This is a genomic window from Streptomyces sp. NPDC038213 (assembly GCF_055600495.1).
Genome location: NZ_JBVJYM010000009.1, coordinates 134,891 through 156,976, shown reverse-complemented (window position 1 = coordinate 156,976; position 22,086 = coordinate 134,891). Strand labels below are relative to the sequence as shown.

The 22,086-nt window shown below is 70.0% G+C and carries 25 protein-coding genes; 15 read left to right on the top strand and 10 right to left on the bottom strand.

The window, feature by feature from the left end; translation table 11 throughout:
• Nucleotides 1-31 precede the first annotated feature (31 nt).
• Nucleotides 32-1,234: a Twin-arginine translocation pathway signal gene (locus ACZ7JZ_RS16390; protein ID WP_470939035.1), complete on the bottom strand. Its 1,203-nt coding sequence runs from the start codon at nt 1,232-1,234 to the stop codon at nt 32-34.
• Between the two features lie 491 nt (nt 1,235-1,725).
• Between ACZ7JZ_RS16390 and ACZ7JZ_RS16385 the strand changes: the two genes are divergently transcribed.
• The 13 genes from ACZ7JZ_RS16385 (at nt 1,726) to ACZ7JZ_RS16325 (ending at nt 11,721) form a co-directional block, all read left to right on the top strand.
• A complete protein-coding gene (locus ACZ7JZ_RS16385; RefSeq protein ID WP_470939032.1) occupies nt 1,726-2,136 on the top strand; it encodes a 6-pyruvoyl trahydropterin synthase family protein in 411 nt (136 codons plus the stop codon).
• Nucleotides 2,133-2,867, top strand: coding sequence for a 7-carboxy-7-deazaguanine synthase QueE (locus tag ACZ7JZ_RS16380; protein ID WP_470939029.1), 735 nt, complete (start codon nt 2,133-2,135; stop codon nt 2,865-2,867). The genes ACZ7JZ_RS16385 and ACZ7JZ_RS16380 overlap by 4 nt, the downstream gene beginning before the upstream one ends.
• Nucleotides 2,868-2,907: 40 nt before the next feature.
• The gene (folE, locus tag ACZ7JZ_RS16375; RefSeq protein WP_470939026.1) at nt 2,908-3,525 is read left to right on the top strand and encodes a GTP cyclohydrolase I; all 618 of its coding nucleotides are present in this window, start codon (nt 2,908-2,910) and stop codon (nt 3,523-3,525) included.
• 34 nt (nt 3,526-3,559) lie between these two features.
• A complete protein-coding gene (locus ACZ7JZ_RS16370; RefSeq protein WP_470939023.1) occupies nt 3,560-4,090 on the top strand; it encodes a phosphoribosyltransferase in 531 nt (176 codons plus the stop codon).
• Nucleotides 4,077-4,898, top strand: coding sequence for a class I SAM-dependent methyltransferase (locus ACZ7JZ_RS16365; protein WP_470939020.1), 822 nt, complete (start codon nt 4,077-4,079; stop codon nt 4,896-4,898). The genes ACZ7JZ_RS16370 and ACZ7JZ_RS16365 overlap by 14 nt, the downstream gene beginning before the upstream one ends.
• 62 nt (nt 4,899-4,960) lie before the next feature.
• The gene (locus ACZ7JZ_RS16360) at nt 4,961-5,626 is read left to right on the top strand and encodes a nucleoside/nucleotide kinase family protein (RefSeq protein WP_470939018.1); all 666 of its coding nucleotides are present in this window, start codon (nt 4,961-4,963) and stop codon (nt 5,624-5,626) included.
• Nucleotides 5,565-6,656: a radical SAM protein gene (locus ACZ7JZ_RS16355; protein WP_470939015.1), complete on the top strand. Its 1,092-nt coding sequence runs from the start codon at nt 5,565-5,567 to the stop codon at nt 6,654-6,656. Before ACZ7JZ_RS16360 ends, ACZ7JZ_RS16355 begins: the two co-directional genes overlap by 62 nt.
• Nucleotides 6,653-7,768, top strand: a complete 1,116-nt coding sequence (locus ACZ7JZ_RS16350) for a DegT/DnrJ/EryC1/StrS family aminotransferase (protein ID WP_470939012.1) — start codon at nt 6,653-6,655, stop codon at nt 7,766-7,768. The genes ACZ7JZ_RS16355 and ACZ7JZ_RS16350 overlap by 4 nt, the downstream gene beginning before the upstream one ends.
• A 71-nt stretch (nt 7,769-7,839) precedes the next feature.
• Nucleotides 7,840-8,607, top strand: a complete 768-nt coding sequence (locus ACZ7JZ_RS16345) for a dTMP kinase (RefSeq protein ID WP_470939009.1) — start codon at nt 7,840-7,842, stop codon at nt 8,605-8,607.
• An 86-nt stretch (nt 8,608-8,693) separates the two neighbouring features.
• Nucleotides 8,694-9,293 (top strand): HAD family hydrolase, encoded by a 600-nt coding sequence (locus ACZ7JZ_RS16340; RefSeq protein ID WP_470939006.1) that lies wholly within the window; start codon nt 8,694-8,696, stop codon nt 9,291-9,293.
• A 28-nt stretch (nt 9,294-9,321) separates the two neighbouring features.
• Nucleotides 9,322-10,290: a phosphoribosylaminoimidazolesuccinocarboxamide synthase gene (locus tag ACZ7JZ_RS16335; RefSeq protein WP_470939003.1), complete on the top strand. Its 969-nt coding sequence runs from the start codon at nt 9,322-9,324 to the stop codon at nt 10,288-10,290.
• Between the two features lie 94 nt (nt 10,291-10,384).
• Nucleotides 10,385-11,047, top strand: a complete 663-nt coding sequence (locus ACZ7JZ_RS16330) for a 3'-5' exonuclease (RefSeq protein WP_470939000.1) — start codon at nt 10,385-10,387, stop codon at nt 11,045-11,047.
• Between the two features lie 50 nt (nt 11,048-11,097).
• Nucleotides 11,098-11,721, top strand: coding sequence for a mycothiol-dependent nitroreductase Rv2466c family protein (locus ACZ7JZ_RS16325; protein WP_470938998.1), 624 nt, complete (start codon nt 11,098-11,100; stop codon nt 11,719-11,721).
• Nucleotides 11,722-11,878: 157 nt separating this feature from the next.
• Here ACZ7JZ_RS16325 and ACZ7JZ_RS16320 read toward each other — a convergent pair whose 3' ends face one another.
• Nucleotides 11,879-12,430 (bottom strand): NUDIX hydrolase, encoded by a 552-nt coding sequence (locus tag ACZ7JZ_RS16320; RefSeq protein WP_470938995.1) that lies wholly within the window; start codon nt 12,428-12,430, stop codon nt 11,879-11,881.
• 620 nt (nt 12,431-13,050) lie between these two features.
• Here ACZ7JZ_RS16320 and ACZ7JZ_RS16315 point away from each other — a divergent pair.
• On the top strand, nt 13,051-13,935 hold the full coding sequence (locus tag ACZ7JZ_RS16315) for a phosphotransferase (protein WP_470938992.1): 885 nt from the start codon (nt 13,051-13,053) through the stop codon (nt 13,933-13,935).
• Nucleotides 13,936-14,296: 361 nt separating this feature from the next.
• On the opposite strand, the gene ACZ7JZ_RS16310 is transcribed toward ACZ7JZ_RS16315, so the two are convergent.
• The 8 genes from ACZ7JZ_RS16310 to ACZ7JZ_RS16275 are packed head-to-tail and all read right to left on the bottom strand — an operon-like array spanning nt 14,297 to nt 20,703.
• Nucleotides 14,297-14,605, bottom strand: coding sequence for a sulfurtransferase TusA family protein (locus ACZ7JZ_RS16310; RefSeq protein ID WP_376598573.1), 309 nt, complete (start codon nt 14,603-14,605; stop codon nt 14,297-14,299).
• Nucleotides 14,602-15,267 (bottom strand): class I SAM-dependent methyltransferase, encoded by a 666-nt coding sequence (locus ACZ7JZ_RS16305; protein ID WP_376598571.1) that lies wholly within the window; start codon nt 15,265-15,267, stop codon nt 14,602-14,604. Before ACZ7JZ_RS16305 ends, ACZ7JZ_RS16310 begins: the two co-directional genes overlap by 4 nt.
• A 36-nt stretch (nt 15,268-15,303) precedes the next feature.
• Nucleotides 15,304-15,627: a DF family (seleno)protein gene (locus tag ACZ7JZ_RS16300; protein WP_470938988.1), complete on the bottom strand. Its 324-nt coding sequence runs from the start codon at nt 15,625-15,627 to the stop codon at nt 15,304-15,306.
• Nucleotides 15,628-15,645: 18 nt separating this feature from the next.
• Nucleotides 15,646-16,359, bottom strand: a complete 714-nt coding sequence (locus tag ACZ7JZ_RS16295) for a cation efflux transmembrane domain-containing protein (RefSeq protein WP_376598568.1) — start codon at nt 16,357-16,359, stop codon at nt 15,646-15,648.
• Nucleotides 16,360-16,695, bottom strand: a complete 336-nt coding sequence (locus ACZ7JZ_RS16290; protein ID WP_376598566.1) for an ArsR/SmtB family transcription factor — start codon at nt 16,693-16,695, stop codon at nt 16,360-16,362.
• Nucleotides 16,696-16,737: 42 nt separating this feature from the next.
• On the bottom strand, nt 16,738-19,236 hold the full coding sequence (locus ACZ7JZ_RS16285) for a hypothetical protein (protein ID WP_470938983.1): 2,499 nt from the start codon (nt 19,234-19,236) through the stop codon (nt 16,738-16,740).
• A gap of 3 nt (nt 19,237-19,239) precedes the next feature.
• A complete protein-coding gene (locus tag ACZ7JZ_RS16280) occupies nt 19,240-19,590 on the bottom strand; it encodes a helix-turn-helix domain-containing protein (protein ID WP_376598564.1) in 351 nt (116 codons plus the stop codon).
• Between the two features lie 9 nt (nt 19,591-19,599).
• On the bottom strand, nt 19,600-20,703 hold the full coding sequence (locus ACZ7JZ_RS16275) for a tyrosine-type recombinase/integrase (RefSeq protein WP_470938980.1): 1,104 nt from the start codon (nt 20,701-20,703) through the stop codon (nt 19,600-19,602).
• A 102-nt stretch (nt 20,704-20,805) separates the two neighbouring features.
• Here ACZ7JZ_RS16275 and ACZ7JZ_RS16270 point away from each other — a divergent pair, with 102 nt between their 5' ends.
• The gene (locus ACZ7JZ_RS16270) at nt 20,806-22,014 is read left to right on the top strand and encodes a bifunctional class I SAM-dependent methyltransferase/NUDIX hydrolase (RefSeq protein WP_470938977.1); all 1,209 of its coding nucleotides are present in this window, start codon (nt 20,806-20,808) and stop codon (nt 22,012-22,014) included.
• The last annotated feature ends 72 nt before the right edge of the window (nt 22,015-22,086 follow it).

Below are 22,086 nucleotides of genomic sequence, written 5' to 3'. Positions count from 1 at the left end.
TCAACGATGTGGGGCTTCACCGACTGGATGCCTATGCGGCGGTGCCGTCCGTGCGGATCGGCGCGGGCAGAACGCGCAGACGCTCGACCAGCTCGGCACCCGCTCCGTTCGCCGCCTGGTCGAGCCGACGGGCGAGACGGGCGAGACGGGTGCGTGCCGTGGAGCGGAGTCGCGCGGGAGGGATGAGGTCCAGGACACCCAGCGCACGATCGGCTGCCTGTTCGGGGGCGTCGTTTGCCTCGGCAAGAGCGAGAACGAGCGTGGCGGCCACCCATCCCGGTGTGTGTTCGGGTGCTGCGGCGATGGAGGTGCGGGCGACTTCGGCAGCGCGGTCGTAGCGCTCCAGGGTCAAGTGGGCCTCAGCGACGTGGAGGCGGTGTTCGGCGCGGTCGTATCCGAAGCGTCCGGGCAGTTCGGTAGCGGACTGCATGATCTCGTCGCTCTCTCTGACGACTTCGTCCGCCCGGGAGGCGTGTCCGAGGGCGGCGAGGGTCGGCAGCAGGGCCCAGCCCAGGAGCTGGGCGCGGCGCAGGCCGGCGGGGGCGTGTTGGAGCCCGTGTTCGGCGTGTCCGCGGGCGTGGTCCCAGTCCTGGCGTGCCGTGGCGACCATGGCCAAAGCGCCGCTGGACCAGGCGGTGAGGGCAGCCTCTCCGGTGGAGTCTCCGATGGCTCCGGCCAGGGTCAGGTGGGCGCGGGCTCCGGCGCGGTCGTCCAGGTGGAAGGCGAGGTTTCCAAGGAGCGCGGAGAGCCAGCCGACCTGTCGGCGCAGGTCGCGTGCGGTGACGCGGTCAGCGGCAGGCACCACGGTGGAGAGCAGGTTGCGGGTCGCGCGCACCTCGTCGTGCAAGTTGGCCGGGGGGTGCTTGCTGTAGTTGAGGGCGTAGTGCTCCACTGCCGCCTCGGCGAGGGCGACGAGCGACGGGGAGCCCTCGGGCGCGTCTTGGACGGCCCACTGCACGGATTCACGGATGGCGGGCAGCCCGCTCGCGGTCGTCATGGATGCCTTTCGGTCGTTGCCCTGTTCCTCGCGCTGCCGCCGACCGTAGTCGACGGGCAGCGGGGCCGCGCACGTACTGCACCAGAGGTGCGTCGTGGTGAGCCCGAGTTGCTCGGGGTCTGCCCCGTACGCCCGGCAGATCATGATCCTGTACTCGTCGCCAGGCTGTGCCTGCCCGTGCTCGTACCGGCACAGCAAAGCCTGCGAGAGGGCCGGCGGCAGCAGTCCGTCAGCCACGTAGACCTGGGCAACTTCGCGGATCGCCTGCGCTCGGGACCATCCCAGAGCCAGGCGCCAAGCCTCCAGCGCCGTGAGCTCGGGAAGCGCTGCCCGGAACACGGTGACGGTCCGCTCCAGGCTGTTACCAGCCCGCTGGCACTGAGCCCGCAGCCGTGTCGCTTCTCGCTGGATCTCCGCACGACGTGCTCGCGTAACTTTCGCCACCGTCCGCCCCTCCGTCGCTCTGCCCCGCCGTCCACCCGTCGGGGTCGGACAGGCATTGACCGAAGCGGTCAATGTTTCTACAGCACAACGGCAATGACGTGCCGTCAGACCTGGGTCCATCTTAGGAGCCAGCGCTCCAACCATCCCGGGAAACACTCGCCAGCCGCGCGAGGCCCGCCGACGCCCACTCCCCCGCCTCGGAGCCGGCGCTTCGCGAGCAAGACGTCAGAGAGAGGGCTGCGCGCCCTCAGCCCCTCAAATTCCGTCACGAGAAAGGGACTCCCGTGGAGACCGCCCCCGTTCGCCTGCCCTCCGGCAGGTTCACCATCGGCAAGTCGTTCGGCTTCGAGGCCGGCCACCGGCTTGCCGGCCTCCCCACCGAGCACAAGTGCTCGCGACAGCACGGCCACACGTACGAGGTTGAGGTCGTGCTCTCCTCGGCCTCGCTCCAGGGGCCTGGGTTCGTGTCGGACTTCGGTGACCTCAGCCCGTTCAAGCACTACCTCGACAGCGAGCTCGACCACCACAACCTGCACGAGGTCCTGGACTTCGAGCCGACGGCCGAGCTGTTGGCGCGGTACTTGGCGGGCTGGTTCATCGGGAACATGCCGCCGAAGATCGCCGGACAGCTGGCCGCCGTCCGCGTCCGCGAGACCCAGCGGAGCTGGGCTCGGTTCGACGTAGACGCCACATGATCCGCTCGACAGAAAAGGCAGGTGAGGCGCTGGCGCAGCGACTGATCGTCGCCGAGCGCTTCGGCGTCGAGGTACCCACCTTCCAGGGCGAAGGGCCGAGCTGCGGGCACCCGGCCGTCTTCATCCGCCTGTCTCGCTGCAACCTCAGCTGCAGGGGATGCGACACGAAGGAAACGTGGGATTGGACGCAGTTCAACCCACGAGAGGTGTCGACGAGACAGTCCGTGGCGGACCTCGTGACGTGGGTCCTATCGTCCTCGGTCGAGCTGGTCGTCATCACGGGCGGCGAGCCGCTGCTCCAGCAGCGAGACCTGATCCCCCTGGTGCGACGGCTGTTGGCGGAAGGCCGGCGCATCGAGTTCGAGACCAATGGCACGGTCATGCCCGCTTCCGACCTGCTTATCGACGGCGTCCGTTTCAACGTATCGCCCAAGCTGATGAGCTTCGGTATGGACGAGGCGAAGAGCATCGCGCCCTCGGTGCTCCGAGTGTTCGCCGACTCCGGGCGAGCGGTGTTCAAGTTCGTCGCCACTTCCACCGCCGACCTCAACCGAATCGCCGAGCTGGCGGACCAACACGGTCTCGCCCCTGTGTGGGTAATGCCGGAAGGCACGACCGCAGAGGCCATTACATCGACGACCCGTGAACTCGCGGATGCGGTCGCGGCCAAGCGCTGGCACCTGACCACCCGGCTCCATGTGCTGGCCTTCGCCAACCTCAAGGGCCGCTGACCAGCCACCTTCCCCAGATAGCGAAGACGAAAGGTCCCTCATGACGACCACCACCGTCGCCGCGGCCGTACCCCGACCGCCCGACACCGGCATTGACACCGAACGGATCGCCGACATCATCGGCCAGTTGCTGGCCGCCCTCGGTGAGGACCCTCAGCGCGAGGGCCTGGCCGAGACCCCCAAGCGGGTCGCGTCCTGGTGGCGGGAGTTCCTCGCGCCGGACAGCCCGCCGGCGGCCACGTGCTTCACCGAGCCCCACATGGACGGCCAGCTGGTCGTGGTGGGCCAGATGAGCGTCTGGTCGCTCTGCGAGCACCACATGCTCCCCATGAACCTGCAGGTCACGGCCGGATACCTGGCGGAGCACCAGGTGGTCGGGCTTTCGAAGTTCGGCCGCGTCGCGCAGCACTACGCCGGGCGCCTTCAGGTCCAGGAGCGCTACACCCAGGAAGTCGCCGCGCACCTCGCCGGTGTGATCGGTCGCGAGGACGTCGCCGTCGTCGTGCGAGGTACGCACCTGTGCATGAGCATGCGCGGCGTTCGGATGGAGGACGCCGTCACCACCACCCTCCGCACCGGCGGCCGGTTCGCCACGGATCCGGCCCTCGCCCAGCAGTTCCTCCTCCTCGCCTCCGGCCAGTTCGCCCCGGCGGCGTGAGTCCAACGAACAGATCTCGAAGGAGACCGAAGCGATGACCGCTCCCCCTTCGCCGCCGGTCGACGCCGGCCCGGCCGAGCCCCTCTACCTGTCCTGGGAAGAGGTCCGCCTCGCTACGGGCACGCTCGCACAGCAGGCCGCAGCCGCCGGTGTACCACAGGCGGTGGTGGGCATTGTGCGCGGCGGCCTGATCCCCGCGGTGTGGATCGCCCACCGCCTCGGCGTCCACGACGTACGGACGATCGAGGTCACCCGCACCACCAGCGACGACATCAACGCCGCGAAGAGCCCGCTGCCGACCGTCCGTAACCCGGCGTCACTCGGCGACCTCACCGGCTTGGACGTGCTGCTCGTCGACGACATCGCCGGCAGCGGAACGACCCTCGCCCACACGGCTCAGATGGTTCGCGGACTCGGGCCATCCCGGGTGCGCACCGCGGTGATCGCCGTGAACCGGGCCAACTGGCCCGCAGGCTCCGAGCCTCACCGCCGGATCGACCACATCGCTCGCCAGACGGCCACCTGGGTCGTCTTCCCCTGGGAGGAACAGCATGACCAGCGCTGAACTCGACGAGCAGTACCTCACGAGGCCGGGCACGCCGATGATCGGCCCCTACAGCACCAACCAAATGGACGACTTCTACGCCGCGCTCGCCCGCGGTGAGGCGAAGCCGTCCGGCCTGATGAACCTGATGCAGCACCTGATCGCCGCCGAGCGATCCGCGGAAGGCGCGAACGTGCTCGACGTGTGCTGCGGACGCGGCCTGGCCCTCCCCCTCCTGCACCGCTACGCGCCGAAGACCGGCCGCTACGTCGGCCTCGACGTGAGCCCGGACAACCTCGCCGAAGCCCGCGCGCGCCTGACCGGACTGCGCATGGAGTACGGCAGCCAGTTCCCCGTCGACTTTGTCGAGTGCGACGTATCCGGCCCGTGGCCCGAGCTGCCGCTGTTCGACGTCGCCATCTACACCTCCGCCCTGGAGCACCTGCCCTACGAACTCGGTGTGAAGAGCCTGGCGTCCACCGGCGCCGCGCTCGCGCCGGGCGGTGTGTTGTTCCTGTCGACGCCGCAGGCGTTCGGCCCGCCGCCGCGCCCGCTCCAGTACCGGGTCCACGTCTACGAGTGGTCCCGCGACGAGGTCGTGAGTGCGGTCGAGGCGGCCGGCCTGGTCGTGGAGGATGTCATGGGGTTGTTGCCGCCCGAGCCGGAGGATGTGGCCACCGAGCTGGCCGAACGGTACGGGGCGGGGGCGGTGGACTGGTACCACGACCTGGCCGCCCGGGTGCCGCAGGCGCTGCTGGACACGGTGTCGTCGGTCATGGTGCCCGACCGGGCGACGGAGCTGCTCTTCGTGTGCAGGAGGCCGGCATGACCGCCCCGAGGGTTCCCCGGCCCCGCCACGCACCCGGCGGGGAACGGGACAGGCCGCTGTGGGTGAGCGTGGAGGGGATCAACGGTGTCGGGAAGACCACTGCCGTCCGCGCCACGGCCGCCGCACTCGGTTCACGGTGCCTCCCGCTGGCCGAGCTGACCGATCAGGCCACGGACACACTGCCCGGGCGGGTGATCGCCGCTCTCTCCGCCAAGGACGACGTCTGCCTGCGCACCGGACACCCGGTGGTGGAGACACTTGCATTGCTCGCGCTGAAGTTTCGCGAGGTCGAACGCCTTCACCCTGCTCCGACGCTGTTGGACGGTGTCGACGTGATCCTCGAGGACCGGGGCGTCGACAGCGTGGCCGTGTGCCAGGGAGCGATCCTGCACGCCGAGCACCCGGCTACTTCCGCGCAGGTGGTGGCTGGCCAGATCCTGGTCACCGCACGCCGGTGGCGGCCGATGCCGGACGCGACCCTGCTGCTGACCGGGGACCGCGAGGTGTGCCTGAGCCGGTTCGCCGCCCGGATCGGCCGTGCCCTCCCGGCGGACGCCGTGGAGATCATCAAGTGCACCGAGCAGCTCTACCAAGATCTTGCCGCCGCGGAGCCCGAGCGGTACACGGTGATCGACGTGACCGGCTACGGCCCGCAGGAGACCAGCAGTGCCGTCGAGAACGCTATCCGCGCGATCGTCGACCACAAGGAGGTCGAACGTGCGTCGTGACATCACCCTGCTGTGGGCCCTGCGGTCTCCCTGCTCGTTCAAGTGCCCGCACTGCTACTTCGGAGAGTTGGAGGAGCACAAGAAGGCGCTTCCCGAAGGCTTGGGCTTGGGCGTCCTGTCCCACATCCCTGTCCACGACCTTGACTACGAGGTTATGTCCGCGTTCGCAGGCACCTTGGCCGACTCACCGGTCGAGCGGGTGATCATCGCCGGCGGGGAACCGCTGGACTGGATGCCCACCCTGCCGCTGATCAGGAAGATCAAACAGGCCGGGTGCCAGGTCGTCATCGCGACCAACGGCGTCCCGCTCACCCGGGCCGGTATCGCCGAGCGGCTCGTCGACTATGGCGTCGACGGAGTCTCGGTGTCCCTCGACAGCGCCGACGCGATCATCAACGATCAGCTTCGTCCCTCCCGATCCGGCCGGGTCGGGTACAACGAAGTACTCACCGGCATCCGCACCCTGCTCGCCGCGCGCGGCTCCGGGCCGGGCCCCCGGGTCGGCATCTACACCGTGGTCATGCGCAACCGGCCGCAGGAGATCTCCGATGTCGCTCGACTCGCCAGCGACCTCGGCGTCGACTACTACGTTCCACAGCCCATCTCTCTCCCGCCCGACCACAAACTCTTCGCCGAACGCTGCCACACCCCCGAGGACGCCCCCGCAGTCGAGGAGCAGTTGCGCCAACTCCAGGCGGACCCCCACGGGCTCACTCTCCCCGACCCCGCCTACATGAGGCAGTTCGTCGCCTCGATCACGACCCAGGACAGCGGCAGGGTCCCGGACTGTTTCGGCGGGGCCCAGTTGTTCTTCGTCCAGCCCGACGGCTCGCTATGGGACTGCCCCTCCGACCGGAGGATCGCCACGACGCCTGCCTCCGCGCAGCGCAGTATCGTCGGCGCCGACGCGCGGACCCTCTTCGAGGGACGTCCGACGTGCACGGACTGCTCCCACTTCTCCCGGGACTGCGTGAACATGGGCCCGCTCGTACTCGGTATGCCGCGCCTCCTCGCCAGGGAGACGACATGACCGGCCTGTCACCACGGCCCGCCGATCGGGCCCTCGGCGAGGGCATGCTGGCAGTGCTGGCCAGCATGCCCGACCCTGCTGGCACCGCATTCACCGACCGGTTCGAGCAGGACCTCGCCGCGCACTTCGACGGGCTGGCCGCAGTCGCCGTGTCCTCCGGCACAACGGCGCTCCAAGCGGCACTGTCCGCTGCCGGTGTCGGGGCCGGCGACGAGGTCCTAGTACCCGCGCTGACCGTGGTCATGACCGCTGCACCGATCGTGCAGCTCGGCGCCACCCCAGTGTTCATCGACAGCGACCCCGACACCCTCGACGTGGACTACAGCGACGCCGCCGCCAAGGTCACGGCGCGGACCAAAGCAATCGTCCCGGTGCACCTGTGGGGCCGAATGGGCGACCCGCACACTCTGCGCGCCTTCGCCGATGGCAGAGGGCTTGCCGTCGTCGAGGACGCGGCCCAGGCCGTGGGATCCTCGCGCGCCGGTGTCCTCGCCGGTACGGCCGGCGCGGTCGGGTGCTTCAGCATGAAGGACGGCAAGATCCTCTGGAGCGGTGAGGGCGGCTTCCTCCTTACCAGGGCCCCTGCTCTCGCCGCCCATGCCCGGGCCTTCCGCAGTCACTGGCTGACACCCCCGCCCGGCAGCCACCCCCAGGAACGTCTGGCCGTGAACGGGCGCCTTGCCGCACCCCTCGCCGCGCTCGCCCAGGCCAACCTCCGCAGACTCCCCGCCCTGCTGGAACGCCGGCACGCGCAAACGGGGCGAGTACTGCGGGCCCTGGCCGGTACCCGCGGGCTGACGCCGCTCAGTCCGGCACCGGACGAGAAGTGGAACCACTACGCCCCGCTCCTGCACATCAGCCTGCCTCGCCCCCGGGCATTCGCCGAGCACCTCGCCCACCAGGGCGTGCCCAGCTCCACCGGAAGCTTCCGGCTCATCCCATGCGACACCCGACCGCCCTTCGCCACGACCGCCCATGCCGCTCCGTGCCGAGGAGCCGCCGAGATCCTCGACCGCACCTTCGCCCTGGTTCTCACCGAAGGCGACGACGAAGCGGTCCTCGACCGCTACGCCGCCACAATCACCCGAGAGGCCGCCGCATGGAGCGCATGACCGGCGGCCCGAACCGAGCCTCCCGCACTCCCGTCGGCGGCACACCACCCTCATCTGCGAACGGAATCTCCATGACCACCGCACCGGCCCGTCCTCCATGCAGCCGTGGCCCCCTCATTTCCGCCGAGGGCCTCAACGGAGTCGGCAAGACCTACCTGACCAACCGCGCCGTCGATGCCCTGACCACCAAGCCCGTGATGCTGGACGAGTTCTCCGAGCGCGTCAACGGACGCCCTGGCCTGGGCGAGGCGCTCCTGGATGCGCTACGCGCGGCCAGCACCGGAGACCCGTTCCTGCGGGGCGGCACCCCGATGGCCGAAGCCCTGCTCCTGATGGCGATCAAGCGTCACGACCTCGACACCGTTGTGCCGGACCTGGCCCGCGGGGAGGCCGTCGTCGAGGGCCGCAGCGTGGACACCACCGCCGTGTGCCAGGCGCTACTCCTTCATCCGGGCGACCGGGACGCCGCCCTGCAGGGGGCAGTCGACCTGCTCGCTCTCGCCGCTTCCTACCGGCCGCTGCCCGACCTGACGATCCTCGTCACCGACGACGCCCCCAAGGCCCTGGAACGGGCGCAGCGGCGAGACCGGTGTGTCTTCACCGACGAGCAGGCGCAGTTCATGCGGGAGGCGTGCGAGCTCTTCGAGTCTCTCGCCGCCACCGACCCAGTCCGCTACCGGGTCGTGGACCGGCGCGACGTCGACGAGTTCGAGGCCGCCAACCTGATCAGGCAGTGGATCCAGGGCGCCGGCAGTGACCTGGACTGTCTGGTGGAACCGTGGCAGGGCCCCGGAGCGGCCTGCATGTGCTGCGGACGGCCCACCCTCGCGGCGGCATGAGCACGGCCGCCGACCTCCCGCTCTGCTCAGCCGGTCGCGGCGCGGGAAGGATTTGTGCACCGTCGGTCCCCAGGACAGTTCGGGCGTTGGTCCTCGACTTCGACGGTGTCCTCGCCGACACGGTCGGCCAGCATGAGGACGCGCTGCGCGCCGCTCTTCGACCGTATGGTGCCACCCTGGACACCGGCTGGTACCGCCAGCACGTCGGCCTGTCCATCCACGACCTCCTAGCCGCGCTGCCCGGCGGCCTGTCGCTGCCGCACGACGAGATCGTCCAGCGCAGCCGAAGCCACCTGCTCGCCTCGGTCCACACGCTCGGTCCGATCCCGTGCGTCGTCGAGCTGCTGCGGCAGGCCCGACGCGCGGGCCTGCCCTGCGCCGTGGCGTCAGGGGCCAGCCGGCTGCTCGTCGACCCGGGGCTCGACGCCCTGGGCCTGACCGACATGTTCACGGCTGTGGTCCGGCGTGAGGATGTCGGCCGCGGCAAGCCGGACCCTGAGCTGTTCCTCACCGCCGCCCGCCGCTTGGGCATCCCGCCCGAGCACTGTCTCGCCGTTGACGATGCGCCGGACGGCATCGCCTCCGCCCGTGCTGCCGGCATGCACGTGATCACGGTGGTCGGCGGCCACCTGGCCCAAGCCGACCAAGACGCTGTGCCACTCGGGCCCTCCGAGTCCATCCGATGACGGCACGACGCTGTCCGACCCCAGGAGCATGATGCCCGTCCTGCACTCGACCAAGAACCTGCACATCGTGGAACCGCCGACCACGGAACGCGAAGGCGTCGGAGTCTTCGAGTACACCAACCACTTCAGCGTCTTCCACTACGGCCGGATGCCGGATCCGATCCCCGGCAAGGGGGAAGCGACCTGCCAGATGGCCGCCTTCAACTTCGGTCTGCTGGAGGAGGCCGGCGTACGTACGCACTTCCGGCGTCTGATCGCCCCAAACCGGATCGAGTTCACCCTCGCACGCCTGCCGGAGCAGCTCAGCCAGCCCCTCACGGCGAGGGCCGGCAACTACCTCCTGCCCCTTCAGGTCCTCTTCCGCAACGAGCTCCCGCCCGGCAGCTCCGTCCACCGGCGCCTCGCCGCCGGGGACATCACCCCTGCCGATGTCGGCCTCGACGCCGTCCCCGCACTCGGTGCGAAGCTGAGGCAGCCGGTCATCGAGTACGCAACGACGCGGGACGACGTCAACCGGTTCATCACTCCCGGCGACGCCCAGCACCTGGCGGGCCTGGACGAGGAACAGCTCGCGACCCTGCGTGAGATCACCTGCAAGGTCAACACCGTCCTGACCGGCCACGCCGACCAGATCGGGCTGAGTCACTGCGACGGCAAGGCCGAGTACCTGATGACGAGCGACGGGCAGCTGATGCTCGCCGACAGTCCCGGCACGCCGGACGAGAGCCGTCTGATGTTCGACGGCGTCCACTGCGGCAAGCAGGTACTGCGGGACTGGTACGTCAGGACGGGCAACGAGATCCCGGTCGGCAAGCTCCTCGTCGAAGGCGTCCCCCGGGACCGCTGGCCCCGGCCGGCCCCGCTGCCACCCGCGTACGTGGCCGTGATGGCTGACCTGTACCGGTCCCTGAGCGAGACCTGGACGGGTGAGCATCGCTGGGGGGCACCGGATCTGCAGGCTGCGACCCGTGCCATAGCCGACCTCGTCGGCCGTTGACCATGCCGCACAGCCCCTGATTCCCGACCCGTCTCGCCGCACCGGAGAGGCGGGTCCGGACCGAGCGCAACGACTGCACGAGAACGGAGACTTCATGGGTACCTTGACCCGTGACCCGGCCTTCGCCGCGACGACGTTCGTGGTCATCGACTTCGAGACGACGACTCCCACCGGCTACCCGGCCCAGCCCATTGAGGTCGCCGCGCTCGCCCTGCGCTTCCAAGGCGGCGGGTGGCGGGAGAGCGGCCGAAGCACGTCGCTGATCCGGCCTCCCGCCTTCGCTCCGGTAACCCCGGCGGACACTGCACAGACGGGCCTGACCGCGGAGCAGCTCCGACAAGCCCCCACGCCGGCCGAAGCACTGGGGGCGCTGGACCAGCGGCTCACGCCGGGCACTCCGTACCTGTTGGTGGCGCAGCATGCGGCCACCGAAGCCGGAGTTATCCACCACCAGGCCAAGCACTGCCCCACCCTCGCCGGTACCAACCTGCTCGACACCATCCCGCTGGCCAAGCGCCTCATCCCGAACCTGCCGAACTACAAGCTCGACACCCTCCTGCACCACTTCAACATCCCACAGCCCGCCCAGCGCCACCGGGCTCCCGACGACGTCGACGTCACCGCGAAGGTCTTCCTCCGGCTCATCAGTGCGGCCGACGAAGACTCTCGCATCGACGGCCTCGCCGCGCTGGTCAAGATCGCAGGTCGCACAGCGAAGGCCAACAAGCCATTCCAGGTGGAGCTGTTCGATGTCTAGCCCTCCAGCGCCCAGCCACTCCCGACCCGAGAAACCAAGGTGACTGCTCGATGACCATGAACCTCACACCCGTTCCCTTCTGGTTCGACCCCCTGTGCCCGTGGGCCTGGGTCACATCGCGCTGGCTCCTGGAAGTCGAGAAGGTCCGGGCCGTGCGCGCGGACTGGCGAATCATGTCGCTGGCCTACCTCAACCTCGAACAGCGCGGCGGCAAGGGACTCAGCGATGAGTACCGAGCGCTGATGGAGACGGCCTGGGGCTCCGTACGAGTCTGCGCAGCCGCGGCCGAGCACGCCGGCCAGGGCATCCTCGGCCCGCTGTACACCGCCATCGGTACCCGGCTACACAACCAGCGACGCCGCGAGGACCCGACCGTGATTACGGAGGCTCTCGCCGAGACTGGCCTGCCCGCGTCCCTCGCGTCCGCCGCTGCGAGCACGCAGTTCGACCAGGTAGTCAAGGACTCGCATAACGAAGCCTTCAAGGAAGTCGGGCTCGATGTCGGCACGCCCCTGCTGCGCGTGGCCGGGACCGTCTTGTTCGGGCCGGTGCTGCGACAGGCCCCCCGTGGCGACGCTGCCGGGCAGCTCTGGGACGGCCTGCTCCATCTCGCCACGACGGACGGGTTCTACGAAATCAAGCGAAGCCGGGACGCCAAACCGTCCTTCGGATGAGCGAATCCGCCTCCCGCTCTGAGTAATCACCCGACCGCTCCTGACCACAGAGGCAGACATCATGGCGCGGCAGCAGGATCTGCCTGAACGCCAACCTCCCAACTGGTGTGTCCGGGGCACCAATGCTCCGGGCCGCGGACGTTTCAAGGCCGCCGGGCTAGGCCGGGGTGGTGACTGCTCGCCTGATGCGGCGCCCGACCAGGCGCTCGGCCACGTCCAACGGATACCAGCCGGCGCCGGTCACCTCGGACTCCTGGATTCGCCCGACGTCACCGCAGACCGTGCTGCAGGCGTACCCGAGGTCCAGGTGGTAGTGCTCCGGCTCGTTCTTCTGGGGTCGGGCAGGCACCTTGCCGTACTCGACGTAGACGGGCGTGGGCGAGACGACGGAGACCTGGCTGGCGTCGATGCCGGTCTCCTCCGTCAGCTCACGCACCGCCGCCTCGACCAACGTGGTATCGGTCGGCTCGAGATGGCCGCCGGGCTGGAGGGTGATCCCGTAGGCGAGGTGCTCGATGAGCAGGATCTCGGCATCGTCGCGCACGAGCAGGGCCCCGACGGTCACATGCATCGGGAAGCTGTGCCTGGAGGCAAGACCCTTCCCCCGCGCCAAGAGGTCCAGGGGCTCCGCCAGCTGCGCGGCCTCGTCCGGGAAGCGCTCCAGGTAGGCGTGAAGGGCGCCCGAGATATCGGCGTCAGTGATGGCCATTGGGCACCTCCGCAACAACCTGGGAGCGACGCTCCCGATGGGCAACTGCCCGAATGCGGGCAACAAGCACGTGCACAGTCAGCTCCAGCGAAGGTGCGCGGCGTACAGGGAAGTCCGCAGCCTACAAGCCGAACCGAGTTCGCTTCGCACCAACTCGCCTATCACCACTTCCACGCGGCACCGTCGGCGTTTCGGCCAATCACCTTTCTCTGCCGACCTGTTGCGCGGCAAGGATCGATGCACCGCCCACGCTCTCATATCCGCACCATCCCGGGGTTTCACGTCCGACCGAAATACACACGTTCGATATCGCGGCTGGCTCGTTGAGTCCCGCGAACCTGCTTCGACCACGAGGGGGACAGCTTGACGGTGGAAGACACATCCAAACAGGCGCGCGCAGACGAAGCTGAGGGAACTCGTCCGGACAAAGCTGGCGGGGGCCAGGAGGAGGAGTTCCAGTACCGGGACGAGTCTCGGCTGGGGGCGGCGACGATGGCCTGGCGCCTGCCTGTATTGGTGCGGCGGTCGCTGATGATGGCCCGGTTCTCCAACCGCACCGAACCCGAGGGCGGCGTACCTTGCCGAACCGCCCTCCCCCGCCCGGGCACGAGGTCTGCAGGATGAGCCGGCCAAAGCCACTGCCTGCGGCTCTGCTGCGCTGGGCGGAACAACAGATCGGCCCCGTCGTGTCCGTCCGCGACGCCTCGCACGACTGGGACCGCTCCCGGGTCTGGAACCTGGAAGGCGAACGCGGGGTGCACCACTATCTGAAGGTCTCCCCCAGTCAGAAGTTCTTCACCCGTGAGAGCCGGGCATACCGCCACGTCGTCCCCGCCCTCGGCCACACGCGGGCCCCCCACCTCATCGACAGCCGCGCCCAGGACCTGGCCATGCTCCTCACCGCGGTCCCCGGCACCCCGGCGAAGCAGCTCGGCTTGGGCGGCGCCGAGTGGCGGGCCGTACACCAGCAGGCTGGAGTGCTGTGCGCCCGCCTCCACGAGGCGGGCGAACTCGAACGCGGCGACCGGGCGGAGGCCGAAGCCTCCTTGAATACCGCCGCCGACGGAGCGGAGAAGTACCTGGCTCGTACCGGGGACCGGCTCACCGAGGACGAGCAGCGGCTGATCCGAGACCACGCCGCGCGGCTCCGCCGCGTCGGGCCCGTGCCCGTCGGCTTCATCCACGGCGACAACCAGCCTCGGAACTGGCTGTGGTCAGAGCAAGGTCTCGCCCTCGTCGACTTCGAGCGCACCCGTCCGGCTGCCCGCGTCCAGGACTTCGTCATCCTCGCCACCACCCAGTGGGCCGACCATCCGGACCGAGAGAAGGCGTTCCTCCTCTCCTACGGGCGGAAGCTGTCCGACGCCGAGCAGCAGGCACTGCGCTTCCTGACCGCTCTGGACGCGGTCAACTGCCTGGCCTGGGGGCCGGACAACGATGACGACGAGGTCACGGCCCGGGGCCGGCGGACCCTGGACCGGCTCATGAGGGAGGTCCGGCCGTGAGCGCCGCACACCGGAGCATGGGGAACGCCATGGTGCTGCTCCAGCATCCCGGGGACGGGCGGATCCTGCCCGTCCGACACCAGGCGGCGTCCTGGCGCTCCACCGGCCCGGCACTCCTCGGACTCGGCATCTCGCCTGCCGACGCCGAGCTGCTCACGACCGGCTGGTCCGTCGTACGCACCGCCGACACCGACGTCCTGCGCCCCTGCGCCCCTGCGCCCTACGCCCCTGACCATCCGCCCTCGCGAACGAAAGGAACCACCTCGTGCTCGACATCGAAAGTGCTGGTAGTTCCGGCTATCAGAAGCTGCGGAATATCTTCGCCTTCCCGCGCCGCGGACTGATCGCCGGATGGTGCGAGTCAGTCCCGGGGGCACGTAGTTGGCGCAGGGTGCCAGGGGGCGTCAGCGCGCACGGAGCGGGCCTCTGCGGCCAGCCGGATCCCGTACACCAGCCGGCTGCCGGGCAGGGGGCCGAGGTAGTCGTGGCCGACCATGTGGCACCAGGCCGGCAGGTCGAGCGGAGCCGCGGGGTCCGTCGCGATGACGTGGACGACGGTGCCTGGTGGCGCGTCTTCGATCTGCTTGCGCAGGCGCAGCAGGAGCGTGACGCACAGGAGTCCGGTGCCGTCGACGGTGATGTCGGCGGCGGGTATCGGGTCGGTGTTCATCGAGGCAGGGTCTGGGTGACGCGCCAGAGGCGGCGGGGCAGGTCGCCTTCCTCGAAGGCGTGGACCTCGTCGAGGGTCCATTCGTCGGCGAGGGAGTCGACGAGGTGACGGGGGAAGAAGTGCACGGCGAAGCCGCCGTGTTCGTAGATGTCGTCGCCGTGGGCGGTTCCGGCGCCGTAGTGGGCGTCGCCGGTGTGGCGGACGGTGTAGACGAAGGTCCCGCCGGGGCGCAGTACGCGGCGGATCTCGCCGACCAGAGCGCGGATTTCCTCGGTGGACAGGGCCATGCACAGGAGCATGTGCGCGAAGACGGCGTCGACGGAGGCGTCCGGCAGGGGCAGCGGTTCGCGTACGTCGTGGACCGCGGTGGTCACCCGCTCGGCCACGCCCTGGTCCTGGGCTGCCTGCTGGAGCTGTGCCAGGCCGGTGGGGCTGAAGTCGGTGGCCTGGACGGTGAAGCCCTCGCGGGCGAAGTGCAGAGCGTCGCGGCCGTGGCCGGCACCCAGTTCCAGCACGTCGGCAGCGCCGGCCGTGCGGAAGACCTGGGCAGCGTGCACGGCGGGGGCGGAGGGCTCCTCGCCGTACATGCCGGGGTGGGCGGTGTAGGTGTTCTGCCAGTGCTGCCGCTGTGCCTCGGCCAGGTCCTTGGCGTCGTCGCTCATGTCTGCTCGTTTCCCTTGCCGGATCTGTCGGACAGCCTAGAGGGCGCTGGTCAGGGCCTGTCGGACTTGGTCGGCCGTGGGTACGCCGGCCAGTCCGCCGGGGGTCCGGTAGAGGCGGCAGGTCAGGCCCGGTGCCCGGCCGGGTTCTGCGAAGGGGTCATGGCCGTCGATCAGGATCGTCGGCGAGCCGGTGAAGCGTGCGGCCTCGGCGGCGGCGTGGTCGGTGATGGCGCGGGTCTGGATCGGCATCTCATGCAGTCCGAGTTCGTCGAGCACCTGGCGGAGCCGGTCGGCTGCGGGCTCGGCGTTCGGGCAGCCGGGGACGATCAGCAGTTCGATCTTCATGGCGTCCTTGGGCATGTTGAGTCCTGGGGTGGCTCAGCTGCAGCAGTCGCAGCCGGGGCGGCAGCCGCAGGAGTCGGTCTCCGCGACGGCGGTCGGCGCCGCGGGGGTCTTGGTGGGTGCGCAGCAGCCCTTGCCCTGCCAGGCGTCGCGGCCTTCCTTGACGGCGATGGCGGCGATGACGAGGGCGGCGATCGGGTCGGCCCAGGACCATCCGAGGAGCAGGTTGGCCAGGAGGCCGACCAGGAGCACGGCGGAGAGGTAGGTGCACAGCAGGGTCTGCTTGGAGTCGGCGACGGCGGAGGCGGAGCCGAGTTCGCGGCCGGCCTTGCGCTGGGCCGCGGAGAGGAACGGCATGATCGCCAGGGAGAGCGCGGCGAGGACGATGCCGGGGATCGAGTGGTCGGCTTCGCCGGTGCCGGTCAGAGCTCGGACGGAGTCGACGCTGACGTAGGCGGCGAGCGCGAAGAACGAGATGGCGATGATCCGCAGGGTGCGCTGTTCGCGGGCTTCGCGGACGGCGTGGTCGCGGGCGGAGAACTGCCAGGCGACGGCTGCGGCGGAGGAGACTTCGATGACCGAGTCGAGGCCGAAGCCGATCAGTGCGGTGGAGGAGGCCAGGGTGCCGGCGGTGATCGCGACGATTGCTTCGATGACGTTGTAGGTGATGGTCGCGGCGACGAGCAGGCGTATGCGCCGGGTGAGGGCATCGCGGCGGGCGGGGCTGGGGCCGAGGGATATCGCGGTCATTCAGCAGCAGCCCTTCTCGGCGGCGTCCGGGCAGGTCTTGTCGGCCTCGACGGCGACCACGGCCGCCCGCAGATCGTCGAGAGCGTGGCCGAGGCGTTCGTCGGCGAGTTCGTAGCGGGTGCGCCGGCCGTCGGGAACGGCCACGACCAGGCCACAGTCGCGCAGGCAGGCCAGGTGGTTCGACAGCCGGGTCCGGGAGATCTCCAGGGTGTCGGCGAGGTCGGCCGGGTAGGCCGGTGCCTCGCGCAGGGTGAGCAGGATGCGGCAGCGGATGGGGTCGGCGAGGGCGCGGCCGAACCGCGCCAGCACCTCGATGTCGGCGGCGAGTGTGAGCACGCCACGACAGTACAGCGAATCCTGAATTCAGAGAAGCGTGGATTATTGGCGTCGGGTGACGTCGGCGGCGTAGGTGTGATCGTGGCGGGCGAGGCGCTGCCAGGTGTCGGCGGTGTTCTGGTGGATGCCGAGGAGACGGCTGACGACGACTGCGGGCAGCTCGGAGGCCAGTTCGATCAGGGCGGTGTTGCGGGCCATCCGCGGGCGGATGCCGAGCAGCCGGAGGCGGCGGGTCAGCCGGCCGGAGCTGAGGTGCTGGGCGGGGAATCGGCCGGGGAACAGCCAGCGCTCCGCGGCGGTGTCCCTGGCCATCGCCTCGGCGTGGAGCGTTCGGAGGTAGCCGTCCAGGGGCGGGGGCATCTGGACCGGGATCTTCCCGAGTCGCAGGGTGACCTCATCGCCGCGGAACTCCGTGTCGGCGGCGGTGAGGACGGTGATCCGGAAGGGTCCCTGGGCGAACAGCAGGGCGAGGAGTCCGGCCGTCTTGTCGGCGATGGTGACGTCCTCGTCGTGGATGAGCCGGTCGACGAGGCGCCATCGGGCGTCCTGGGCGATGAGCTGCCCGGTGAACGCCGAGGCGGAGATGTCGACGGTCAGCGTCGGGCTGTGGCCCTTGCGGCCGGTCCAGGCGAGGAAGCCGTGGACACGTGGGCCGCGGGCCGGATGGTCGTCCAGCCAGACGTCCAGAAGGTCCTGGGTGCACGAGCCGAGCTCAAAGCCCTGGGCGTGGAGCCAGTTGAGCAGCCGGACCACTTGGATGATGTACGCGCGGACGCCGTGCACCTGGGCTTGGGTGACGGGCCGGCGGCGGGAGGCGGCACGCAGCCGGCGCAGCAGGTGCCAGGTGATGTAGGCGCGGAGAACCTTGCGGCTCTCGGGCGCCTGGACCTCGTCGGATTTTCCGGGCAGCCAGCGTTCCAGGGAGGCGAGCCGCTCGTCACGCGCGGGCAGAACACCGCCGTCGACCAGGTGCTGGCGGAGGTTGTCGACGATCTTGACGGGGCTGAGCGCGTCCAGGGTCCGGTGGGTGACCGGCCCGTGCCCCTGGGCCAGCGCCCGAAGGATGTCGCGGCGGGCCGGGCGCCGCTTGAGCCAGTCCAGCACGCTCGTGCCCGGCCGGCGCATGAGCGCGCGGAAGACCGGCTCGATGTCCGGGCGCATGGAACCGTCCATGCTGAGGATCTCGCTCAGATGTTCGTGGGCGGCACAGTCGGGGCACAGGCCGCGGTGGTGGAGGTGGGTGGTCGTGCCGCAGGCGCGGCAGGGCTGCTGGTGCGCCGGGTGCTTGAGCCAGCAGGTCGGGCACAGCTCGTCCCCGTCCGCGGTGACGGCGTGGATCCGCAGGGTCCGTCCGCAGTCGGTGCAGGGACGGTGGGTGGCTCCGCAGTAGGAGCAGAGCGGTTCGCCGTCGGCTGTGCGGTAGCTGACCATGTTCTCGCGGCGGCAGCCCACGCAGATCTCGCGCGGGCGCCTTTTCCGGGTGCACGGGATACAGACCGGGGTGCTGGTGGAGATGTAGAAGCACGGGCGTTCCTGGCCGCATTCGCTGCAGGTAGCGGTCGGAGCGGCTCTGCACCGCTGGCACAGGGGGCGGTCGCCTTCGCGGGCCTGGATGTAGCGGCGCTGTCCGCACTGCGCGCAGACCTGGTGGGCGACGGGGTTGTGGTACCGGCATGCCTGGCACAGGGGCTGGCCGTCGTGAGTGCGGCCCATCACCGGCTTCTCGCGTCCGCACCGGGTGCACGGCTCCGTACGCGAGGCGGACCGGCACTCGGCACAGCAGCGCACCCCGTCCCGCGTACGCGAAAGCGGTGTGTCCCGGCCGCAGAGCGGGCACGGCGGGACCACCAGGCCCACGGCTCCACGTTCCTGGAGGGCGGTGATCAGGGCGAGGGTCTTGGGCGGGCCGTGAGCCCCCTGGCCGGTCAGCAGGTCGGGGCGGTCCTCCAGGGCCCACAGCAGCTTGCGCTGGCGGGCCGTGACCGGTTCGACGGCGCGGACCGCCTCGACGATCGCTTCCTCGGTGAGGGCCGGGCAGAGCCGCTGGACCAGCCGGCACAGCCCCTCCAGCGGGTCGGCGCCGTCGTCCGGCGGGTGAGCCGGGCAGCGCGGCCGTCCTTCGCGGTCCCGGGTGACGAACCGGGCACGGCCGCAGACGGCGCACGGATTCGCCTTGTTGCGGCGCACCCTCTCGCACTTGGCGCAGAAGCGGACCTCGCTGTCCGGAAGCATGCCGACCAGACGACGGGCCTGCCCGCAGATGCCGCAGCGAAGCGGCTGGACCTGGGTGGCGCCATGCTTGACCAGCGCACCGATGAACCGTTCGACGATGGAGGGCGACTCAGCTCGTCCTTGCGTGAGCCACGAAGGGTCCTGCTGGAGGAGCTCGGCGAGCCGCCGGCGCTGGGTGCCGACCGGGAAGGTGGCGGTCACCACCTCCCGGACGAGCGCGGGATCCAGCGCCGGTTCGACGGCGCCGACGGCTTCCGCGATCACAACCTCGGGTTCGAGGGCATGGCGCGGCAGTGCGAAGGCGTCCACGCTCTACTCCCCCGAGGGCACGATGCGAGCTCGCTTCGGACGGAACTCGCCGACTCCGGCCACCGGGCCGGCAGCCGTCCCGTCCTCGCCGGCCGCCGCCGTCTTCTTCCGCGCGGCGCGAGCGGCCACCGGCTCGATCAGGTCGTCCATGTGGCACTGGAGGATGTCGAGCAGCGCCATCAGCGTGGTCAGGCTCAGCCGTTCGGGCCGCTCGACGACCAGTCGGTAGACCTGGCTGGCCGACAGGTCGATGCCCCGCTCAGCCAGCAGCGGACGCAGGTCGGTGGTGGAGAACATCCCGCGGGTGGCCATGACCTCCCGCAGATGCCACCGGTAGTCCAGTTTCGCTGTCACGTCGTCTCCCTACTCGCCGCGGTCCAGGGCCTTGTCCAGGACCTTGCGCATCATCGTGTTCATGAAGTCACCGCTCACACCGGTGTAGAGCGCGGTCGTCGAGGCATAACGGTGGCCCACCTGCCGCTGGACGAACGCCGGATCGGCGCCGTCCTCGATCTGATGGGTGACGTAGCTGTGCCGCAGGCAGTGCGGCACCAGGTCGGAGTCCAGACCCAGCGCATCGCGGTACTCGGCGAAACGGTCCTCGATCTCGCGGCCCTGCAGCCGGCCGCCGCGCTCGGTGAGCCACAACGCCGGCCCGGCCGAGGTCCGGTAGCGGGGCCGGATGTTCGTGACGTAGTCGTCGACCGCGTCCACGGCCCAGGGCATCACGCTCAGGACGTTGCGGCGCCGGGGCGGCGAGCCCTTGGACCGCTTTCCGTACCGGACGTGCAGGGATCCGTACCGGCCCAGCTCCGGGGCCTTGGGGTTGCGGTACCAGTCGGTGAGATCGAGCTTCGACGTTTCCGTGCACCGCAGCCCCCAGCCGTAGATGACCTTGAACACGGTGGCGTCCCGGTAGGCGGCCAACGCGCCCTTCCGGCCGATTCTGATGGCCCGGTCGACTTGGTCGTCGGCGTAGTCGAGGAAGAGCTGGATCTCCTCCCGGGTCATGGGCCGTCGGCCCGGTTCGCCCTCGTAGTCGACGAGGTGTGCGGCGGTGTTCCACTCGTGGCAGATCTGCACCGGGTGCGTACCGAAGCGCCGTTCGCACTCCAGGGGCCACTGGTAGTGCGGCGAGGTGATGTAGTCGCAGAACAGGCGCACGGCAGTCTGGTAGCCGCGGATCGTCGACTCCGCGCGGTGGAGCTCGGCGATCAGATGCGTTGTCCACTCGTCCATGGCGGCGGCCGACCACTTCCACGGGTACGCCTGGGCGAAGTCGTTGAACTGCCGCACGACGCGCAGCCGATCGCTGATCGTCTTCGGCCGCAGGCGCCGGCCTCCGCGCTGCTGTCGCGTCCAGCCTTCCAGCATCGCCTCGAACACGGCGTCCTCGGGATGCAGCAGCGTCACGCCGTTCAGCAGCACCAGCCGGGCGGAGCCCTCACTCAAGTCCGTAGTCGTCACGCACCCTCTTCCACAGAGTGCGCGAATCATGCATCAGGTGAACGACCCCCAGCAAGAGTGCAGGTCAACAGCCTGCCTTGCTCACCACCAGGAGGTACGTTGATGCCACAGGTCCCCAGCTCAGACGCCCCAGATTCGCGCATCGGATGCAATTCCTCGGAGTCGCACGCCGGCGAGATCTGGACTCTCTACGGCCGCCACCAGCTCGGCCGCACCTTCGACCTGCCCGAGCTCGACGGTTGGGCCTGGGACATCCCTCAGGCCGGGCCCGGCATCGACACCCTCGGAGACGTTGCCGGTCTGCGCGTCCTGGACCTGGGAGCCGGGGTCGGCAGGCACGCCGCCCGTCTCGCTGCCCTCGGCGCCGAAGTCACCGCCGTCGACGCCTCCCCCACGCAGCACCAGCGCGCCCTCGACCGCTACCCCGACGTCCCCGGCCTGCGCCTGGTCTGCGCCGACGCGGTCGAGCACCTGCGGCAAGCCGCCCCGTACGACCTCATCTACTCCGTCAGCGGCGTCCCCTTCCTGGATCCGCACCGCCTTCTGCCCGCCCTGGCCACCGGCCTCAAGCCGAGCGGCAGACTGCTGTTCACCGCCCTGCACACCAACTCGGCCGGCGCCGGGCCGTCCGACTCCGTCACCGCCCGTCCCGAGGTCCTTCGGCTGCCCGGCACGGACATCGAGCACCAGATGCACATGTGGGTCCTCGAACCCCAGTTGTGGGAGGACCTTCTCGTCGACCACGGCCTCGTCGTGGAGACAGTCACGACGATCGACTCCCCACAGGCCGGCCAGCCGCTGTCGTACCGGCTCTACACGGCTCGCCGCCCGGACCGGGTGCCGAGCCGGCCCCGCTCGAACAACCCGCCCTCACCCCACGCCGCCGTAGGAGTGGGAGTGATCGTGCACGGCCCAGACGGACTCCTCCTGGGGAAGCACCGCCGCGGCACCTGGGAACTCCCCGGCGGCTCCGTGGAGCCGGGCGAGACCTTCGCCGAGGCCGCCGCACGGGAACTCGCCGAGGAAGCCGGCCTCATCGCCGACCCCACCGGCACACGGGTGCTGGGCACGCTCCTCGACCGCGTCGGCGACGTCATCCGGGTGACGGTGCCTGTCCTGGTCACCCGCTGGTCGGGCGCCCCGCAACAGCGGGAGAACACCATCGGCTCCTGGCGCTTCTGGCCCCAGGATGCCCTGCCCCAGCCTCTGTTCGTTCCGTCCGCGCAGTGCCTGACCGTATGGGACCCGGCCCTACCGCTCGACCACCCACCCGCGCACTTCCAGCCCTACGACGTCCCTGATCACGCCTAGTCCCGCGATCATTTCTTCCCCCTGTCCCACAAGGGAAGGACTCGCTTCCCTGCCCCCGTTCCTCCCTCGCGT

What these genes read in the sequence shown, in the direction of transcription:
- ACZ7JZ_RS16380 (WP_470939029.1), top strand. Translation starts at nt 2,133, where the DNA reads ATGATCCGCTCGACAGAAAAGGCAGGTGAGGCGCTGGCGCAGCGACTG.
- folE (WP_470939026.1), top strand. Translation starts at nt 2,908, where the DNA reads ATGACGACCACCACCGTCGCCGCGGCCGTACCCCGACCGCCCGACACC.
- ACZ7JZ_RS16370 (WP_470939023.1), top strand. Translation starts at nt 3,560, where the DNA reads ATGACCGCTCCCCCTTCGCCGCCGGTCGACGCCGGCCCGGCCGAGCCC.
- ACZ7JZ_RS16365 (WP_470939020.1), top strand. Translation starts at nt 4,077, where the DNA reads ATGACCAGCGCTGAACTCGACGAGCAGTACCTCACGAGGCCGGGCACG.
- ACZ7JZ_RS16350 (WP_470939012.1), top strand. Translation starts at nt 6,653, where the DNA reads ATGACCGGCCTGTCACCACGGCCCGCCGATCGGGCCCTCGGCGAGGGC.
- ACZ7JZ_RS16345 (WP_470939009.1), top strand. Translation starts at nt 7,840, where the DNA reads ATGACCACCGCACCGGCCCGTCCTCCATGCAGCCGTGGCCCCCTCATT.
- ACZ7JZ_RS16335 (WP_470939003.1), top strand. Translation starts at nt 9,322, where the DNA reads ATGATGCCCGTCCTGCACTCGACCAAGAACCTGCACATCGTGGAACCG.
- ACZ7JZ_RS16330 (WP_470939000.1), top strand. Translation starts at nt 10,385, where the DNA reads ATGGGTACCTTGACCCGTGACCCGGCCTTCGCCGCGACGACGTTCGTG.
- ACZ7JZ_RS16325 (WP_470938998.1), top strand. Translation starts at nt 11,098, where the DNA reads ATGACCATGAACCTCACACCCGTTCCCTTCTGGTTCGACCCCCTGTGC.
- ACZ7JZ_RS16320 (WP_470938995.1), bottom strand. Translation starts at nt 12,430, where the DNA reads ATGGCCATCACTGACGCCGATATCTCGGGCGCCCTTCACGCCTACCTG.
- ACZ7JZ_RS16315 (WP_470938992.1), top strand. Translation starts at nt 13,051, where the DNA reads ATGAGCCGGCCAAAGCCACTGCCTGCGGCTCTGCTGCGCTGGGCGGAA.
- ACZ7JZ_RS16310 (WP_376598573.1), bottom strand. Translation starts at nt 14,605, where the DNA reads ATGAACACCGACCCGATACCCGCCGCCGACATCACCGTCGACGGCACC.
- ACZ7JZ_RS16305 (WP_376598571.1), bottom strand. Translation starts at nt 15,267, where the DNA reads ATGAGCGACGACGCCAAGGACCTGGCCGAGGCACAGCGGCAGCACTGG.
- ACZ7JZ_RS16300 (WP_470938988.1), bottom strand. Translation starts at nt 15,627, where the DNA reads ATGCCCAAGGACGCCATGAAGATCGAACTGCTGATCGTCCCCGGCTGC.
- ACZ7JZ_RS16295 (WP_376598568.1), bottom strand. Translation starts at nt 16,359, where the DNA reads ATGACCGCGATATCCCTCGGCCCCAGCCCCGCCCGCCGCGATGCCCTC.
- ACZ7JZ_RS16270 (WP_470938977.1), top strand. Translation starts at nt 20,806, where the DNA reads ATGCCACAGGTCCCCAGCTCAGACGCCCCAGATTCGCGCATCGGATGC.